This window comes from Tatumella sp. JGM91 (assembly GCF_018257575.1).
In the GTDB taxonomy this organism is placed as follows: domain Bacteria; phylum Pseudomonadota; class Gammaproteobacteria; order Enterobacterales; family Enterobacteriaceae; genus Tatumella; species Tatumella punctata.
Window position 1 is genome coordinate 1 of sequence record NZ_JAERJP010000021.1, and the last position, 16,228, is coordinate 16,228.

Sequence of the window (16,228 nt, forward strand, 5' to 3'; positions counted from 1 at the left end):
CGGTAACGTTGAACCCGGAACGGGAAAAACAGGCGGCTTAAATTAACCGGGGGTGACAACTACCTTGACACTTACCGTACGGGAAGTAACGCGGGGAAAATAAATCCCGTGCAGGATCCTGCACGGGATTTATTTTAAAGAACCGGAATGATTTTAACCAAAGCCGCCTGCCAGTCAGAAGCCGGGTAAAATTCAGAAACTCTGGCGGTAGATAACACCGAGTATGCCGGACGCTTTGCCGGAGTCGGGTACTGGTCGGTAGTGATATGATTCACCTTCGGTTGCCGGGCTAACATACCAGACTTTTCACCCTCAGCGAAGATAGCCTGTGCAAACTCAGCCCAGCTGACACTGCTATCACCACAGTAATGGTAAATCCCGCCTGCTGCATCAGCAGCAACCATCTTCAGAATGGCAGCAGCAATATCCCCGGCATACGTCGGGCAGCCCACCTGGTCGCCAACGACACCTAATTCCGGACGATCTTTTGCCAGCCGCAGCATGGTTTTAACGAAATTATTGCCGTATTCGCTAAACACCCAGGCAGTACGCACAATAATCGCGTCCGGAAGAATACTGCGTACCAGCAGCTCTCCGGCCAGTTTGGTCTGCCCGTAAACGCCTAATGGGTTTACTGCATCTGTTTCCAGGTAAGGCGTACTGCCTGTGCCATCAAATACATAATCGGTAGAGACGTGTACCAACCGTGCCCCCACCGCTTTTGCCGCCAGCGCCAGATTTTCCGGCCCATGGCTATTTACCTCCGCCGCGCGTTCAGGTTCGCTTTCTGCCTTATCTACCGCAGTGTAGGCAGCAGCATTAATGATGATATCAGGCTGAAACTGTTTAGCGGTTTCAAGCACTGCCTGTCGATTACTGATATCCAGCTCCTGCGAACCCAGAGCTAAAACAGTATCAGTTTCGGACACCAGGTCCCGGAAGCAACGGCCCAGCTGACCGTTTGCACCTGTAAGGATAATTTTCATTTTTATACATCTCGTAAGCTGAATCTATTAGTATCTTTTTCTGATAATCATAATTATCAATTAATCAGTTTGTTAATCACTGCTTCAGGCTCATTCTATCCAAGGCGGCCTTCAAACCCGGGAGGGGATTCTAAAAAGAAAGATTAAGGAAAAAAGCAACTAAAACGCAAAAATACACATTAAATCCAGTTAAAAATACAGAGTAAAACCGGATAAACCACGGGGGCTCCCCGCAGCACGCGACTAGTGATTAAACCTCTGCATAAGCACGAGCTATCCGCCCCTGACCGAAGAAAGATATAGCTGCTTCATTGGCTCCGATAAAAGCAGATTCTCCCGGAACCAGAGCGATGGTTTGTTCTCCATTACTACAGGTCACGTTTCCATCAATACAGAAAATAATTGCTGGCCCATCCTGATTAAATGTTGCCGGTTCACTTGTTACATGATGAATAGAGAAAGAGAAATCATCAACCGGGACCGGGAAATAATCAGCATTACCTTCAGTAACAGGAGCAGTACGTAACATATTATATGGAACAGGTTTAAAGATGACGTTAGCAAGTAACTCGGGAACATCTATATGCTTTGGTGTTAACCCTGCACGCAAAACGTTATCTGAATTAGCCATAACTTCCAGACCGACACCTTTGAAATAAGCATGTGGTGTTTCAGCATGGAGGAACATAGCCTCGCCTGGTTGCAACTCAATAACATTAAGCAGTAAAGGCATAAACAGCCCTGTATCCTGAGGGTAATCTTCAAGCAAATGTTCAATAGTTCGCCATGCAACGCCCTGTTTTGAAGAAACCACAGACTTAAGCAATGAAAGGGCATTATCCTTCGCCTGTCCCTGAAGACTAAGTAAATCAGCAAAAACAGTTTTCAGATGGGTGGTATCAGGATTAGCGACAAATTCAGCAACTGAAGGGTGAGCATCTGTTACCGGTCCAAGCAACTCTGCGATTTCGGATAACTCACGAAATGCATTCATTGCGCGGAAAGGCGTAAGAGCAAAAACCAATTCGGGTTTATGATTAGGATCTTTATAATTTCGGACAGGGGAATCTAAAGGAATACCGGCTTCATCTTCTTTAGCAAAACCAGTTTCCGCTGCCGTTTTAGAAGGATGTACCTGAATAGATAACGCTTTGTCAGCACAAAGAACTTTAAACAGAAAAGGCAACTCACCGAAAGTATCTGCGATTTTTTTACCCAAAAAATCCTGCTTAGATGCTGTAATAACATCAATAAGCTTGCTTTGTTGTTGATCAGCATTAATGATCAACGACGAACTTTTAGGATGAGCACCCATCCATATTTCCGCAATCGGTTGCGAATCAGGATTAACAAGTCCAAACATCTCGCCAAGTAATGTCGGGCTTCCCCAAACATAGTGCTGTAATGTATTGCTTAATTGAAACATAATCACCCCCTGTTAAAAACTTATTCCGCAAGCTGAAACAGCTATTCCTGCTGTAATGCAACGGCATAAATCATAAACTTGTTGTATAAGTCAGATAGTATCTATCACTTTCTTCAACGCTGGACGCCAGTCTGACGCAGAAGAATAACCAGCAATTTTATCAGTAGAGAGAAGGGAGTATACTGGTCGAATATTACCTCTGCAAACTGAGCCCAGGAAACCGCCCTGTCACCACAATAATGATATACTCCCCGGTAGCACTATTCTCAATCAGGCTAAAAATAGCTGATGCTATATCACCAGTATAAGTCGGACAGCCTGGCTGATCAGCAACTATACCCAATTCATCACGTTCACCGCCAAGCCGCAGCATAGTCTTAACAAAATTATTCCCATACTCGCTGAATACCCATGCAGTAAGGACAGTAGGAGCTTCAGGAAGAATACTGCGGACCAGTAACTCTCCGGCTAGTTTTTTCTGACCGTAAACACCTAACGGATTTACAGGATCGGTTTCAAAATAAGGATATGTATTAGATCCATAAAAACATAGTCAGTGGATAAATGAATAAATTTAGCACCAACTGATTTTGCCGCCAACGCAATATTCTCAGGCCCAAAAGAGTTTACAGCAGCTACAATTTCAGGCTCAGACCCGGATTTATCGATAGCTGTGTAAGCTGCTGTATTAATGATAATATCATTTTTAAAACTTTTGCAGGATTCTAAGACTACTGAACCATTACTCATATCTACAGTCTTTGATGGTAATTTAATTATAGAATAATATTCATTAAAACCATTCTCTATACTACTTGCCAATTACCCACTATAATAAAAAATTAAACCAATTTCCAAATTCAACCTCGGAAAATCAACTATACTTACCACTCTTTCGAGTAAGATAGTGGATTACACCCTTAGTAATATATTTTATTTTTTTTGTTTTATCAGGTTCAAAGGCCAATGAAACCAGAGTATTCATAACGAAGGATTTTAAATAACCCAAAGAAAACCTGGTTTTTTTAAACATAAAAGCCTCGATTAAATAGAGACTATTGCGAGTAATATAATATCGCCTCAGGGGCGAGTGATTAGTAATCTCATAACCCAGGAATTTCTTTATAGAACTCCCAAGACCATGATGTAATACACAAAAATTAACTTGTTTAATCAAGAGTCCATGATTGATAACTTGAGCACATAACTCATGATCAATGCAATCTATGAAAAAATCTTCTCTAAGATTACCAATACTATTAATTAATTTTACATTGATAAAGTTACCTGATGTCATTACAGATTTAACTAAACTAACATCTTGTGACGGAATATCCCGGGTTCCGGTATTGTGAAATGGTGAGTAAATCCCAACTGAATAAAACTCAGGATCATTAATGATATAACTCTTCATAGACTCAACATCAACAAATGAGCTATCCTGATCCATAGTTAAAAGACATTCTACTTTATTATTCAGACAATCTTGAATAGCACAATTGATTGGGAAAGCTATACCTTTATTCCCATTGAGAAATATATATTTAACTTTCCCTACGGGAAGAGAAACATCAACCAACTGTCTAAAAGAAGGATCTTCAGAATTATCATAAATAAACAAAAAATCCACACTATCTATATAAGTTTTTATATTGTCAATGACAGCCGCATCAGGGTTATACAAAACAACAACAGCATTAAAATTCATTCATAATCTCTTTTTTCGATTTATTGAAATAGATAAAGATGAGTAGAGAAACTAAGCACTCTGTAAACAAGACTGAGGAAGCAGCACCCAATACACCAAAAATTTTAATAGCTATAAAAATGTGTACCAAATGAGACAATCCAGTATACAAGTATATTTTACTTAATAATTTTTCTTTCCCTAAATTCACCAATCCCCATTGACCATAGCAAATTGCAACACCAACAACAAAAGGAAGAAAAGAAAGAATAATAAGCACATCTTCAGCCCCAACATACCTCTCATCAAGAAATAATCTTATTAAAAAATGACTACAAAAAATAAGAAAAACAGAAATCGCCATAGAAAATAAGATGAGGAGACGTGAATATTTAGAGTGCTTTATAAAAAATATCTTTTTATCATTTGTATATGTTGCCAGATGAGGATATATTGCTTGGGAAACAGGCGATAATGCGTTTTGCGCAACAGCTCTTATTTTGTCAGCGGAGCTATAAACTCCCAATTGACTAACCGAAGAATACAACCCCAGAAAAAAAACATTTAAAGTAGTATAAACGCTAGAACCAATATAACTTAAAAATATAGGAAAGGAGTCCCTAATAAGAATGAATGAACCCCTTATTGAAGGGGTAACAAAAAATAAAGACCTCTCCTGAAATATATAATAATATGAAATTACACCAGCAGAAAATATCATTAGACTATTTACAAACATAGCCATATTCAAATCATTACTATCTTTAACAAGAATAAAGGTCAGAAATAAGCAAATAACTTTACTAATAGTTGTAGAAATAGCTATTTTCTTCATCTTCTGAACGCCTTGGAAATACCATATTGGAAAAATAGCACTTCCAAACAAAGAAACAAAACCAATATAAATCAAGTAAGATATTGAATTAACTTTATCAGAAAATAACGACAAAATAAAACATGTTATTATAGATATAATTAACATGAAAAACTTTGCCAGAAGTGTATTTGCAAATACTTTTGGTATTTTATCAAGGCTTCCAGCAGAATGTAACTGGCTAATTTTTTTAGTAATCGTAAGATTAAATCCAAAATCAATTATAAAGGTCATGTAAGTAATAATTGATTGTGCAAAGGATATGCTCCCAAACCCATCAGGTCCCAAAACACGTGATAAGTAAGGAAAGGTGATAAGCGGGAATAGATAGTTAGATAACTGCACTATCAAAAGCATTACGATATTTTTTCTTACATTAGACACAACATCTCCTAAAAAAGGATGATTTATTTATTTCAAAAAGTTCGCGATGTTTTTTTCTTCTAAATTACTGTTCAATATACCAAAATTATTTTCGCCATTCATCTTATCATCACCATCATTAATTAAGTCATACCACCACACACCGCGAATATAATCCTTTTCTTTCGACAGAGATACATAACTTTTCGCATAATCAATAACTTCTTTATCTGTTATTGTTGAATTTCCATATATTGAAACCCCAAACTCAGTTATATATATAGGTTTAGTCTCACCTTTAGACTCCATCCATTTATAGAATTCATCTATCCTATTTATATTTTCCTGATATGATAGTATTCTATTCTGATTAAAATTATAAGTATGAATAGAAATACCATCAACGTAATTTAAAACCCCTTTATTTATTAGATATTTACCAAACTTTATCTCTTCTGATTTTGTTGGATTAAAAGATCCGGCAATTACAATGGATCGTGGATTTATAGGTTTAATAGCTGTATATACTGCCTTGATGAGTTTCGCATATTGCTTTGCTGAAATTTCGCTCTGAGAATAACTCCTCGGCTTACTTTGGTCCCACTCATTCCAAATTTCAAATATTACATTTTTATTCTTGAAATGTTGCGCAACCCAAACTGCATAATTAGTAAATAACAATATATCATTATCACTAACTGGCTTTGAAATGTTATATATTTTATTCCCATAATCTAATATTATTATTGGGGTAATTTTTTTTTCAATAGCTTTTTCGATTACATCATCAGATATCTCTGATGGTGGGTTAAATACTCCTTTTCTTAACTCCACCTGGGACCATTTATAATCCATCCTTAATGAATTTAGTTTATATTTTCCGATTAAATATAATGTTTTTGATGCGCTAATCCTATTGTTTTCAGGATGTATTCCAACCCCAAGATAAAATGCATATACATTAGAAGATAAAGACAAAATCGCCAGTGTGAAAATTACCTTTATCATTAAATCCACCTCTCGAATTACGGTTTAGTTTACATTAAATAAATAATAAGGAATGTACCCTACCTTATTTGCATTGTTTAATTGTATGGTTATCTATATATAAATTTATAATTCTGCATTTATTAGCAATTACAAAGCTAACATCATTTTTACTAGAAAATGGTGTGACATGGTAATATGTACCATCCCAATACAGAGGATTCCAAACAGGAATTGAAGATATCATCAGTATTGATAAAATATAAATTATCTTTATGAACTTAGTTCGTGTGTTTTTACCATAAGGAGCCCAGCATTCATCTGCATATAACACTAGTGCAGGTATAAAATAATAACCAATCCTTACCAGAGGACGCCCAAGCCTCGAAAGAAATACAAGGTACATGGATATAACTGATGAATAACTGGTATCATATTTCTTTCGTGCCATTACAAATAAAAAATACACTCCAAAATAAAATATAATTGTCCTTGATGATGTTATATATTCTATATATGTTTCTCCACTTTCTGACAGAACATCGGAATACCCAGAGATCTTCTCTCCAAAAATAGGAAGCCATGCCAGAACATATGGATTGTACAATGAAATCAACAAAACAAAAGTAATTAATGACGATACTAAAATTGTCTTTTTATAATTTTCTTTTGAATCTGATAGAAAATAACTAACAATTCCAAGTATTGCCGTGAAATGAAAAGTTACCGCAAGGATAATTAAGGAGAAATATTTTCCTTTTTTACCTGAGTTTAGATACATCAAAGCTAACATAACCAAACAAAGAGCAACCCCCTGCCTTATCCACTCACTAAATACAAATAACCCTAGAAAACTAAATAGAGTAAAGAATGCCAGGCTAGGATTTTTTAATTTATTACAAAAATAGAAAACAATATAATAAATGAATGAATTTACAAAAAACATAAAAGTAGAAAAACTTGCACCAAGATAAGCAAACACCTTCATAATCAGGTATAAACCCGGTTCAGCAAAAAATGGTCTCCAATTAGCTTCCAGGCAATGAGCGTAATCATTTTTATAGTTTATCCAATCATAGCCATAACCATATGTTAAACTAAAAACCAACCACACGACAATGGATGACATATAAAACAACAACTTACTCTCTATTAAAGCAAAAAGAGATAAGACGATAGAAATTATTATAAAGATCATCTAGCATCACTCATAAATACCAGCTTGAATTATTTTAAAAATCAAATTAACTTTATAATGCTAGCCACACCATAAAAATAGCATGGCTAACAATAAAAAATTACTTTTAAATTAATATTAATGGCATCCCATTCTTATCTTTTTCAGATAAAATAGGCTCAAAATCAATCGGCCATTGAATCCCTACTTCGGGGTCATTCCATGCCAGGCAGCCTTCAAAACCCGGGGTATAATAGTCGGTGCATTTATATTCAAAGTCAGCAATATCAGAAAGCACCACAAAACCATGTGCCAGGCCCGGCGGGATCCAGAACTGGGTTTTATTTTCTTCTGAAAGAATAACGCCTTCCCACTGGCCATAGGTCGGTGAGTCTTTGCGGATATCCACCGCCACATCAAAGACTTCGCCGCGTACTACCCGCACCAGCTTGCCCTGGGCATGTTTAGTCTGGAAATGCAGACCGCGTAATACCCCTTTTGACGAACGGGAATGGTTATCCTGCACAAAATCAAAGTCGATATTCAGCATCTGCTGATAACGTTTTTTCTCAAAGGTTTCGAGAAAAAAACCACGCTCATCGCCGAACACTTTTGGCTGAATAATTTTAACATCAGCGATTTTAGTATCGATAACCTGCATTTTATTCCCCTTCAATCATACGCTGCAAATACTGACCATAGCCGGTTTTAGCTAATAATGTTGCCTGACGCTGCACCTGCTCACGACTCAGCCAGCCTTTTTTATAGGCAATCTCTTCCAGGCAGGCGACTTTATAGCCCTGACGCTTTTCGATGGTATGAATAAACGATGATGCTTCCAGCAGGCTGTCATGGGTGCCGGTATCCAGCCAGGCGAAACCGCGGCCCAGTTTCTCGACATGCAGGGCATTTTTCTGCAGGTACATTTCATTGAGGGTGGTAATTTCCAGTTCGCCACGTGCCGACGGTTTTACCTGCTTTGCCATTTCCACAACATCTTTATCGTAGAAATATAAGCCGGTCACCGCCCAGTTAGATTTAGGTGCGGCCGGTTTTTCTTCCAGCGAAATAGCACGGTTATTTTCGTCAAACTCAACCACCCCGAAACGTTCCGGATCAAGTACCTGATAACCGAACACCGTGGCACCTTCAGTACGCTGCACCACATTTTCCAGCTTACGGCCAAAGCTTTCACCGAAATAGATATTATCGCCCAGTACCAGCGCACAGCTGTCACCATTGATAAACTCTTCACCGATAATAAAAGCCTGTGCCAGCCCGTCCGGACTCGGCTGAATGGCATAAGAAAAACTGACACCAAACTGGCTGCCGTCACCCAGCAGGCGTTTAAAGCCCGGCATATCCTCGGGGGTGGAGATAATCAGAATCTCGCGGATCCCGGCCAGCATCAGTACCGAAATCGGGTAAAACACCATCGGCTTATCATAAATCGGCATCAGCTGCTTAGAGACGCCCTGAGTAATCGGATATAAACGGGTACCTGACCCCCCGGCTAACACAATACCTTTCATTGACTCTGTTTCCTGTTAATTAAAGTGAACCCAGGCGTTCGCCGGCATAAGAACCATCCAGTACCCGCTGCCACCAGACCGGGTTATTCAGATACCACTCTACGGTTTTACGGATACCGGATTCGAAAGTTTCTGCCGGAGTCCAGCCCAGTTCTTTTTCGATTTTAGAAGCATCGATGGCATAACGCAGATCATGGCCGGGACGATCCTGAACGTAGGTAATCAGATCCGCGTAATGGTTAACACCCTGTGGTTTTTCCGGAACCAGTTCTTCCAGCAGTCCGCAGATGGTCTTCACCACATCGATATTTTTACGTTCGTTATGACCACCGATATTATAGGTTTCGCCGACTTCACCCTTAGTCACCACGGTATAAAGCGCCCGGGCATGATCTTCGACATACAGCCAGTCACGGATCTGGCTGCCGTTACCATAGACCGGTAACGGTTTACCGGCCATCGCATTGAGGATAATCAGCGGGATCAGTTTTTCCGGGAAGTGATACGGGCCATAGTTATTTGAGCAGTTGGTGACAATGGTCGGCAAGCCATAGGTACGCAGCCAGGCTCTGACCAGGTGGTCACTGGAAGCTTTAGAGGCAGAATACGGGCTGCTGGGTGCATAAGGCGTAGTTTCGGTAAACAAATCGTCAGTGCCTTCCAGATCGCCATACACCTCATCAGTAGAGATATGGTGGAAACGGAATGCCTGTTTTGCCTGCTCTTCCAGCGTGTTCCAGTACTGACGCGTCGCTTCCAGCAGAGTATAGGTGCCGACCACATTGGTTTCGATAAATGCCGCCGGGCCATCGATAGAACGGTCAACATGGCTCTCTGCCGCCAGGTGCATTACCGCATCCGGCTGATACTTGCTAAACAGGGCATCCAGCGCGGCACGGTCACAGATATTGACCTGTTCAAAATGATAACGCGGGCTGTCTGCTACCCCGGCCAGAGATTCCAGGTTTCCGGCATAGGTCAGACTGTCAACGACAATCGCCTGATCCTGAGTATTTTCTATAATATTGCGTACTACTGCCGAACCGATAAACCCGGCACCACCGGTGATTAAAATTTTCATATATAATCCTAAATAGTTTTACTTTTTTGAAATAAATCCCATTTCTTACTAATGTAGGTGGATATTTCAGAGTTAAATCTTTCCACAGAAAATTTTTCTGCCTGAAGCCTGCAATCCCTGTAGGAAATAGCAGTCTGGTTAGCCTCGAAAAACTCAATAGAATCAATTACTTCATTGACTTCCTGAGAATAAAAAAAGCAGCCAGTTGGATTATTTTGTCCAAAAGGTATCACCGTTTCCAGTACACCTCCTTTACCAAAAGCAATGACCGGAGTACCACAGGCCATAGCTTCTACCGGAATTATCCCAAAATCCTCTTCAGCAGCAAAGACAAAAGCCTTCGCCTTACTCATATATTCCTGCATCACTGCATTTGACTGATAACCTAAAATTTCTACATTACCTGCGGCTTTTGACCGGATCTTAGCCATTTCTGAACCATCACCAATGACCACTAATTTTTTATCAGGCATCCGGCTAAAAGCATCAACAATCAGGTCTATTCGCTTATAAGGTACTAATCTTGAAGCAGTAAAGTAGAAATCCTCTTTATTTTCGTTAAAAACAAATCGATTTACATCTACAGGGGGATAAATTACATCTGCGTCACGTCCGTATACTTTTTTAATTCTTCGGGCTATAAAGCGTGAATTCGCAATAAAGTGGTCAACACCATTTGATGTACGAACATCCCACATCCTTATTTTATGTAACAAATAACGGGCTAACTTCCCTTTAATACCTTTATCTAAACCAGCTTCGCGCAAATACTGATGTTGCATATCCCATGCATAGCGAATTGGAGAGTGCACGTAACTGATATGCAACTGATCCGGTCCTGTCAAAATACCTTTAGCTACTGCATGACTACTTGACAGTATAATATCATGTTTAGAAACATCTAGCTGCTCGATAGCTAAAGGCATCAGAGGTAAATAACTTTGATACTTTGTTCGGGACTTAGGCAAATTCTGAATAAAACTGGTCGTTGCCTTTTTTCCTTGAAAAAGACGCCTGCTATCATCAGACAGAAAATCAACCACGGAATATAAGTCTGCCTCCGGGTAGATATCTATAAATTCAGCTATAACTTTTTCCGCACCGGCAAAGGTAACTAACCAGTCTGCAACAATCCCAACACTTAACTTCTCGTTCATAACAGACCTATAATTAATCAATGATTTAGAATCATCTACAAACCATTACTCATGAGCGTAACAGTGACAAAATTTCATTAGTTTTTTCTTTCATTAACTCAATGTCAGATTTTGATTCAACATTTAATCGCACAACAGGTTCAGTATTAGAACTTCTTAAATTAAATCGCCAGGTTCCGAAATCCATACTTATTCCGTCAGTATGATCAATGTTATGAACATCCGATTTCATCTTTTCGATAACTTTACTAATAGATTCCTTAGGATTCTTCAATGATGAATTTATCTCTCCCGATGCCGGATATGCCAAAATTCTTTCCTGAACCATTTGACTTAATGATTTATTTTTCAGAATCATTAACTCAGTTACCAGCAACCATGGGATCATACCACTGTCACAGTAATAAAAATCCCTGAAGTAATGGTGAGCGCTCATTTCACCACCATAGACAGCATCCTCCTGTCTCATTCTTTCTTTAATAAATGCATGGCCGGTTTTTGACATAACAGGAACACCACCAGACTTAGTGACTATATCAATAGTATTCCAGCTCAAACGAGGGTCATGAATGATTTTCGCCCCGGGGTTTTTTTCCAGAAAAGCCTCAGCCAACAATCCGACTATATAGTAACCTTCAATAAACTCACCATTTTCATCAAAGAGAAAGCAGCGATCAAAATCACCATCGAATGCAATTCCCATATCAGCCTTATGATTGATAACTGCTTCCGATGTATCCTTTCTGCATTCCGGTAATAATGGGTTAGGGATACCATTTGGAAAACTACCATCCGGCTGATGATGCACTTTTATAATATCAATAGGAACTTTTCTGGAAATAAATACTTTTTCAATTTCATCAATTACATGCCCCGCAGCACCATTGCCTGAATTTATAACCAGCTTCAAAGGTTTATCTAGCTTATCAATATTGATGAAGCTTAATATCTTATCTACATATTGCTTTGAGATATCCACCTTTTGATAGCTTCCTCTGCCCTGAGGATTAACTGCAATAAATTCATTTTTCTCAGCTAATTGCTGTATTATTTTAAGCCCGGTATCACCACTGATTGGTTTTGAATTCTCACGAACCAGCTTCATGCCATTATAATCAATAGGGTTATGACTGGCCGTAATTTCAACGCCACCATCAGCTTGTAAGTGAGTTGTCGAAAAATAGATTTCTTCAGTTCCACTCAATCCGATATCTAATACATCTGTACCAGAATCCATTAAGCCATTTGCAAAAGATAACTTCAGACTTTCACTGGTATGCCTTATATCTCCGCCAACAACCATTTTCTTTGGTTTGAGATACTCACCATATGCACGCCCTATTCTATAGGCAATATCATCATTGAGCTCAGCACCTAATTTTCCACGAATATCATAAGCTTTAAAACATGTCAGTATGTCAGTCATATATATATCCTAGCATCCAGGGCTATAATGATCTTTTAATCGAATAATATCATCATCAGCTAAATAATCACCCGATTGAATCTCCAGCAACTCCAGTGGAATTTTTCCCGGATTCTCAAGCATATGAATCGCGCCAACGGGTATAAATGTTGATTGATTTTCCGTCAAAATAAAGGAATTCTCACCAAGTGTTACTTTTGCAGTACCGGCCAATACTACCCAATGTTCAGCTCTGTGGTGATGCATTTGAAGTGATAAAGCTCCGCCAGGTTTAACCGTCAGACGGTTAACATGATATCTGGGCTCACTAACAACTTTATCAGCATGTCCCCAGGGCTGGTAGGATTCACGATGCACACGGAATTCAGAACGGTTAGAGATCTTCAGATGCTCAACAACCTTTTTAACATCCTGCACCTGGTTTTTATCTATAATCAATATAGCGTCCTTGGTGTTTACTACGACCAGATTATCAACACCAATAGCAGCCACCAACCCTTCTTCAGAGTTTATATAACAATTAGAGGTATTATGAGTAAAAACATCCCCGGTTGTTGCATTGCCGTCAATGTCCTTATCATTGACTTCCCATAAAGCCGACCATGAGCCAACATCGTTCCAGCCGGCATCTAACGGAATGACAACTGCATCACGTGTTTTTTCCATTACTGCATAATCAATCGATTCATCAGGACACAGTTCAAAGCAATCCCGATCAACCCTTATAAAATTTTCCTGATTATCTGAATTTTTACCTTCAATAGCTTTCAGACAAACAGAATAAATATCGGGTCTGAATTTCTCAAGTTGCGTCAGATAATCCTGTGCTTTAAACAGGAACATGCCGCTATTCCAGTAATATTCTTCACTATCTATATAAGCCTGTGCTGTTGTCTTATCTGGTTTCTCAACAAAACCGCCAACACTGAACCCTTTGGCTTCTCCCTGAGAAATTTCATTCCCACGTCGGATATACCCATAGCCTGTTTCAGCTCCCTGAGGAACAATTCCAAACGTAACTAATTTACCTTGTTCAGCAAACGGTATTGCCTGAGAAATAGCCGCATGAAATGATTTATTATTATCAATTACATGATCCGCCGCCAGAACTAACAGCAAAGGATTCTCACCCTTTAAAATTGCACTAAACGCAGCTAATGCAATCGCCGGTGCGGTATTCCTGCCAACGGGCTCAAGTATAATATTATTAGATAATTGATCAATTTGTCTTAGTTGCTCTGCGACCAAAAACCTGTGATTTTCATTACAGATAACCAGCGGATGATCAATTTTCAGACCACTTAATCTCAGCACTGTTTCCTGGAGCATAGAGTTTTCACTATGAAGTCGCAGAAACTGCTTTGGGAATAATTCCCGGGACATTGGCCATAAACGTGAACCAGTACCACCAGCCATAATTACGGGTATTAACATTTATTCCTCATCATTTTGTATATGTTGATTTTTTCCATAACCTTGATCTGTCATGACAACCTAATGCGAAATATTTACATAGCAATGTAACACTATTTACAACACCTATCACAGGTATGCTTTTAGCAAATACTTTAAGCATAAATATTTCATTTCTAATGCAAAAGTATCGTCTTCCGGTAATTGCTGCATCAATCAGACGTTCTGTTGTTCTAAATTTACCAGGTTTTGAACCAACTCTTGAGAGTGAATGCATAAGTACACCTTCACATCTTATTTTTATAGCAGAAGGGTAAGTTTTGCTAATCTTATGAATACGTCTGAATATACTCATATCAACACCGTAAAGTGCATAGCTCTCATCAAATACAGTGTTAAATCTACTAATTAATTTGTTAATTACCTTTTTATTTAACATCAAACCGGAACCAATACTTAGCGTTCCTTTTGGATCCATATCTTTTTCTTTTTCTATAACAATATCATTTTCTACCGGATAGTAAATTTTTCCATCTGCTTCTGAATGAATGATTGGTAACACCACATCATAATCATTTAACTTTTTATCGCTCAGTTTACTTAAGAAGGATTCTTCAATTACAGTATCATCATCAAGTATGATAAGCCTTTCAGCATTAACATTATCACGAATGAAGTCATTGTATAGAAAACTCAATGGCTTGTTATTCAAGTACTCATTTATGATTAATTCTTTTACGTTACCTTCCAGTTCTTTGACTATAACTGAATTATCACATATCAAATCAGGACCATTGTTTACTATCGTTAAAACAATACCTTTAAGATTACACTTCGAAAGCGTTGTTAAAGTAACAGAGTCATTAATTTTCTTTCCGTAGAGCACGACTAATATTGCCGTATCAAACCCATTCATTCATTAACCTCTGGCAATGGATTATTATTTATCAAGCACTCCCAATCATTAATTATTTTATTTGTTGAAAAGTCACTCAAATCGAAATCAAATGAAATGGTTTCATTAACAAAATCACTAATTTTAGCGGATAAATCCTCTGCCGTATCAAATATAAACTTGGGATTCTTCTCTAATAACTCAGGTATTCCGCCACTTCTCTTACCTAAAACAGCAACCCCTCTTCCCATTCCTTCTACAACAACCCTGCCAAAGGGTTCATTCCAGATAGAGGGAACAACAAGCAAATCAATTTTATCTAAAAATTCCGTAGCATTCACATTACCGGTAAAGACCGTAGTGACATTATTTTCTTTTGCTACTTTTCTTAATTCCTCCATGTAATAAGGGTCACCGCTTCCTGCTACGTACACAGAACATCGTCTCTTCACATTATCTGACAACTGAGACATTGCAGAGAAGATTATTTCTATTCCTTTTGTTTTATGGATCCTCCCTAAATACCCCACTTTTACTTCATCACTTATAATTTTTCTTTCTGCTATCGAATCATCAAGGCATATATTGTAAATAACGGTTGATTTTGAATTTTTAAAGTAGCCAAGATCCAGGTGTTTCTTCAGAATATAATCACTAATCCCAATTATATCATCAACATATTTTGAGTTGATTTTCTTTGGAAGTGTCAACATCTTACATTCCTTACACTGACCTTCACAGTTTTCTGACTTAAACATGTTAGCATTACTACATAATAACGAATAACTTCTTAAAACATGCATAACCCTGATTTTTTTTCGTGAAGCTAACTTCCATATCACTGAGGATACATCTTCAATTGTACTGGTAATCAGTATATCCGGAGAAATTTCCTCTAATTTATCCCTAAGCTTATTTTCTATAAAAACATTATGCGAATCGATCACGTGCCATAATATTTTTCTTACTATACCTTTATTTTTTTTATCCAGGGACCAATATATATTTTTATTTTTAATTCTTGTAACTGGTACGTGTTCAATCGTTTCTACTGTACTCTTATCCGAGATAGCCAGAACAGAAACGTCATATCCTTTTTTTAAGAGATTTTCCGCCAATGTTTTGGTCGATAGTTCCCCGCCCCCTCCCACATCAGGATAATACGCTCTGCATGCTATTAAAATTTTCTTTTTCATAAAAGACAAACCTTAGTAATATGTTATT

The 16,228-nt window shown here is 38.2% G+C and carries 15 protein-coding genes and 1 pseudogene; all 16 read right to left on the reverse strand.

Annotated features, from left to right (window positions below; translation table 11 throughout):
- Window positions 1-134: 134 nt before the first annotated feature.
- The 16 genes and pseudogenes from rfbD to JK198_RS13630 all read right to left on the reverse strand — a co-directional run bounded on the left by rfbD (window position 135) and on the right by JK198_RS13630 (window position 16,200).
- Window positions 135-986: a dTDP-4-dehydrorhamnose reductase gene (gene rfbD, locus JK198_RS13560; protein WP_212710786.1), complete on the reverse strand. Its 852-nt coding sequence runs from the start codon at window positions 984-986 to the stop codon at window positions 135-137.
- 250 nt (window positions 987-1,236) lie between these two features.
- Window positions 1,237-2,412, reverse strand: a complete 1,176-nt coding sequence (manA, locus tag JK198_RS13565) for a mannose-6-phosphate isomerase (RefSeq protein ID WP_212710785.1) — start codon at window positions 2,410-2,412, stop codon at window positions 1,237-1,239.
- Between the two features lie 193 nt (window positions 2,413-2,605).
- Window positions 2,606-2,899: pseudogene (locus tag JK198_RS16850) on the reverse strand (sugar nucleotide-binding protein); the annotation flags it as partial.
- 14 nt (window positions 2,900-2,913) lie between these two features.
- Complete coding sequence (locus JK198_RS16855) at window positions 2,914-3,234, reverse strand: sugar nucleotide-binding protein (protein ID WP_249213333.1); 321 nt, start codon at window positions 3,232-3,234, stop codon at window positions 2,914-2,916.
- Between the two features lie 52 nt (window positions 3,235-3,286).
- Window positions 3,287-4,120 (reverse strand): hypothetical protein, encoded by an 834-nt coding sequence (locus tag JK198_RS13575; RefSeq protein ID WP_212710784.1) that lies wholly within the window; start codon window positions 4,118-4,120, stop codon window positions 3,287-3,289.
- On the reverse strand, window positions 4,110-5,357 hold the full coding sequence (locus JK198_RS13580) for a flippase (protein WP_212710783.1): 1,248 nt from the start codon (window positions 5,355-5,357) through the stop codon (window positions 4,110-4,112). The genes JK198_RS13575 and JK198_RS13580 overlap by 11 nt, the downstream gene beginning before the upstream one ends.
- Before the next feature lie 27 nt (window positions 5,358-5,384).
- A complete protein-coding gene (locus JK198_RS13585) occupies window positions 5,385-6,344 on the reverse strand; it encodes a cellulase family glycosylhydrolase (RefSeq protein ID WP_212710782.1) in 960 nt (319 codons plus the stop codon).
- A 64-nt stretch (window positions 6,345-6,408) separates the two neighbouring features.
- Entirely contained in the window at window positions 6,409-7,521 is a 1,113-nt protein-coding gene (locus tag JK198_RS13590; RefSeq protein ID WP_212710781.1) for an EpsG family protein, read from the reverse strand.
- A gap of 106 nt (window positions 7,522-7,627) precedes the next feature.
- Window positions 7,628-8,161: a dTDP-4-dehydrorhamnose 3,5-epimerase gene (rfbC, locus tag JK198_RS13595; RefSeq protein WP_212710780.1), complete on the reverse strand. Its 534-nt coding sequence runs from the start codon at window positions 8,159-8,161 to the stop codon at window positions 7,628-7,630.
- A gap of 1 nt (window position 8,162) precedes the next feature.
- The gene (rfbA, locus tag JK198_RS13600) at window positions 8,163-9,032 is read right to left on the reverse strand and encodes a glucose-1-phosphate thymidylyltransferase RfbA (protein WP_212710779.1); all 870 of its coding nucleotides are present in this window, start codon (window positions 9,030-9,032) and stop codon (window positions 8,163-8,165) included.
- 19 nt (window positions 9,033-9,051) lie between these two features.
- Window positions 9,052-10,113: a dTDP-glucose 4,6-dehydratase gene (gene rffG / locus JK198_RS13605; RefSeq protein ID WP_212710778.1), complete on the reverse strand. Its 1,062-nt coding sequence runs from the start codon at window positions 10,111-10,113 to the stop codon at window positions 9,052-9,054.
- 8 nt (window positions 10,114-10,121) lie between these two features.
- Window positions 10,122-11,270 carry a glycosyltransferase family 4 protein gene (locus JK198_RS13610; RefSeq protein WP_212710777.1) on the reverse strand — a complete coding sequence of 383 codons (1,149 nt, stop codon included), beginning with the start codon at window positions 11,268-11,270 and terminating at the stop codon, window positions 10,122-10,124.
- A gap of 49 nt (window positions 11,271-11,319) precedes the next feature.
- Window positions 11,320-12,696 carry a phosphomannomutase CpsG gene (gene cpsG, locus JK198_RS13615; protein ID WP_212710776.1) on the reverse strand — a complete coding sequence of 459 codons (1,377 nt, stop codon included), beginning with the start codon at window positions 12,694-12,696 and terminating at the stop codon, window positions 11,320-11,322.
- A gap of 9 nt (window positions 12,697-12,705) precedes the next feature.
- The gene (locus JK198_RS13620; RefSeq protein ID WP_212710775.1) at window positions 12,706-14,130 is read right to left on the reverse strand and encodes a mannose-1-phosphate guanylyltransferase/mannose-6-phosphate isomerase; all 1,425 of its coding nucleotides are present in this window, start codon (window positions 14,128-14,130) and stop codon (window positions 12,706-12,708) included.
- A 10-nt stretch (window positions 14,131-14,140) separates the two neighbouring features.
- Window positions 14,141-15,025 (reverse strand): glycosyl transferase, encoded by an 885-nt coding sequence (locus JK198_RS13625; protein WP_212710774.1) that lies wholly within the window; start codon window positions 15,023-15,025, stop codon window positions 14,141-14,143.
- Window positions 15,022-16,200: a glycosyltransferase gene (locus tag JK198_RS13630; RefSeq protein WP_212710773.1), complete on the reverse strand. Its 1,179-nt coding sequence runs from the start codon at window positions 16,198-16,200 to the stop codon at window positions 15,022-15,024. Before JK198_RS13630 ends, JK198_RS13625 begins: the two co-directional genes overlap by 4 nt.
- Window positions 16,201-16,228 lie beyond the last annotated feature (28 nt).

Excerpts from the sequence above, each read along its gene's own strand:
- JK198_RS13620 (WP_212710775.1), bottom strand. The coding sequence starts at position 14,130 with ATGTTAATACCCGTAATTATGGCTGGTGGTACTGGTTCACGTTTATGG.
- manA (WP_212710785.1), bottom strand. The coding sequence starts at position 2,412 with ATGTTTCAATTAAGCAATACATTACAGCACTATGTTTGGGGAAGCCCG.
- rfbC (WP_212710780.1), bottom strand. The coding sequence starts at position 8,161 with ATGCAGGTTATCGATACTAAAATCGCTGATGTTAAAATTATTCAGCCA.
- JK198_RS13585 (WP_212710782.1), bottom strand. The coding sequence starts at position 6,344 with ATGATAAAGGTAATTTTCACACTGGCGATTTTGTCTTTATCTTCTAAT.
- JK198_RS13590 (WP_212710781.1), bottom strand. The coding sequence starts at position 7,521 with ATGATCTTTATAATAATTTCTATCGTCTTATCTCTTTTTGCTTTAATA.
- cpsG (WP_212710776.1), bottom strand. The coding sequence starts at position 12,696 with ATGACTGACATACTGACATGTTTTAAAGCTTATGATATTCGTGGAAAA.
- JK198_RS13610 (WP_212710777.1), bottom strand. The coding sequence starts at position 11,270 with ATGAACGAGAAGTTAAGTGTTGGGATTGTTGCAGACTGGTTAGTTACC.
- JK198_RS13625 (WP_212710774.1), bottom strand. The coding sequence starts at position 15,025 with ATGAATGGGTTTGATACGGCAATATTAGTCGTGCTCTACGGAAAGAAA.
- JK198_RS13575 (WP_212710784.1), bottom strand. The coding sequence starts at position 4,120 with ATGAATTTTAATGCTGTTGTTGTTTTGTATAACCCTGATGCGGCTGTC.
- rfbD (WP_212710786.1), bottom strand. The coding sequence starts at position 986 with ATGAAAATTATCCTTACAGGTGCAAACGGTCAGCTGGGCCGTTGCTTC.
- rfbA (WP_212710779.1), bottom strand. The coding sequence starts at position 9,032 with ATGAAAGGTATTGTGTTAGCCGGGGGGTCAGGTACCCGTTTATATCCG.
- JK198_RS13630 (WP_212710773.1), bottom strand. The coding sequence starts at position 16,200 with ATGAAAAAGAAAATTTTAATAGCATGCAGAGCGTATTATCCTGATGTG.
- rffG (WP_212710778.1), bottom strand. The coding sequence starts at position 10,113 with ATGAAAATTTTAATCACCGGTGGTGCCGGGTTTATCGGTTCGGCAGTA.